Origin of the sequence: Peribacillus sp. NPDC058002, assembly GCF_042886655.1 — a bacterium.
In the GTDB taxonomy this organism is placed as follows: domain Bacteria; phylum Bacillota; class Bacilli; order Bacillales; family DSM-1321; genus Peribacillus; species Peribacillus aracenensis.
In genome coordinates, this window is record NZ_JBHVQU010000437.1 from 1 (window position 1) to 1,983 (window position 1,983).

Annotated in this window: 1 protein-coding gene and 1 pseudogene; both read left to right on the top strand. The window is 41.6% G+C overall.

Translation table 11 applies throughout. The annotated features are described in order from the left end of the window. Positions 1-458 precede the first annotated feature (458 nt). Positions 459-1,757 carry an MFS transporter gene (locus tag ACFVSH_RS26045; RefSeq protein WP_260287994.1) on the top strand — a complete coding sequence of 433 codons (1,299 nt, stop codon included), beginning with the start codon at positions 459-461 and terminating at the stop codon, positions 1,755-1,757. Between the two features lie 24 nt (positions 1,758-1,781). Continuing rightward, positions 1,782-1,983, top strand: a pseudogene (locus ACFVSH_RS26050) (bifunctional glyoxylate/hydroxypyruvate reductase B); the annotation flags it as partial.

Here is a 1,983-nt window from a genome sequence, read left to right on the forward strand (position 1 = left end):
GGTTGAAACTCCATTAACCATCCCAGCTTCCATTAAGATTTAATGATACCAATAGAAAAGTGGATTCAGCAGCGCTTGCTTATTCTATAGAAAAATAATAAAAAACGTCACTAAACCTTTCCGGTAGCACCAGAGATGGAAATGGGTCGTGGGCTAAAGTTTGTTATGATTCAAAAAAGCGGTCTATCAATATTCCCCACATGACATGAAACGTATACTAGGAATATTATCCCTAAAATAAGAATAAAGATTGACAATCACACATCCTCATAATACGATACTTTACAGAATAAAAAGAATTTTCTTTTTATTTTTTGTCACAAAACAAAAACCGGGTTTTATATTATAAAACAAAAACCTCCTTGTTTATACATATTCTCCAAGCGTGAACTCTGATTTTTTATAATTTTGGAAGCGCTGCCAATTACGGCGTTTTATATAACAAGGGGGGATAAGGTATGGAAGCAAGAATGGAAACAAAGCAAGAAAAGCCATTGAATATTGGCCGGAAATTTCGGTGGACCGTCGTCATCTGGTTATTGATTGGGGGAATAATCAACTATCTAGATCGGGCCAACCTCTCCATCGCAGCTCCCGAAATGATGAAGGATCTAGGACTAAGCGTTACCGAAATCGGGTTATTGGGAACCTTTTTTTCTTGGAGTTATGCTTTAATGCAGCTTCCTTCCGGCTGGCTGATTGATCGGTTCGGGACCAAAAAGGTGTATACAATTGCTCTTATTTGGTGGAGCGGTGCGACCATTTTAACCGGAGCCGTTCATAAAATGAGCTCATTTATTGCTGCACGGATTTTACTTGGAGTGGGAGAAGCACCGTGTTTTCCGACGATGGCTAAGATCACTTCGTATTGGTTTCCAAAAAAGGAACGAGGCTTGGCAACTGGAATTTGGGATTCTTCGTCCAAATGGGGACCAGCCATTGCACCGCCGATTCTCGTTTTCATCATGGTGACTTTTGGGTGGAGAGCGCTGTTTTATATTACGGGTGTGATCGGCATCATCTTTGCAATCGGTTTTGTTATTTTTTATAAAAATCCTGAAAAAAGCCAAAAACTTTCCAAGGAGGAATTTGATTACATTAAGTCGGAAGGCGGTGGAGTGGAGCAAGGCATTCAATCATCAAAAATAAAATGGGGTTCGTTATTTAAATATCGAAGCGTGTGGGGGATGATTCTGGGCTTCTTCTGTACCATTTGGATCTGGAATATTTTCCTTGTCTTCCTTCCCCTTTATTTATTTGATGTTCATCATGTCTCACTTAAAGAAATGGGTATATATGCTGGTATTCCTTGGCTTGGCGGAATCTTTGGCAATATTTTCGGAGGATATCTTACTAAAAAATGGGTGGACAAGGGAATTACTACACCTATTAAAGCAAAGCGTGCCTTAATCAGTATATGTGCCATCTCGGCCGCTATCGTTGTATGTGCAGTTCCACTTGCCAAAGGGCTCGCCATCACCTTAACATTACTGACCCTTGCTCTTTGTTTTATTTCTGCCATTACAGGCAGTGCGTGGGCACTTGCCGGTGACATTGCTCCTCCTTCCATGGTTGCTTCCGTAGGTGCAATTCAGAATTTTGGCGGTTATTTTGGCGGAGCCTTTTCCCCTGTTGTGGCAGGCATGATAGTGGATGCAACTGGTTCGTACTCTCTTGCCTTTATATCTGGCGGTTTAATCGCCGGTTGCGCCGCAATCTGTTATTGGTTCATTGTAAAACAACCTATTCAAGAATAGAGTGACCGAGGAGGACATAAATTGATGCCAAAAGTGTATATAGCAAGACCTGTACCGCCCGAGGTGGAGGCATTTATTTCGAAGTATTGCCAGTATGAAAAATGGAACGGCCCTGAACCAATCACCAGAAGCCAGCTGTTAAAGGAAATTTCCGATGTGGAGGGACTGCTCATCACCGGGGAAAATATAGATGATGAATTACTGGACCATGCACCATGTCTAAATG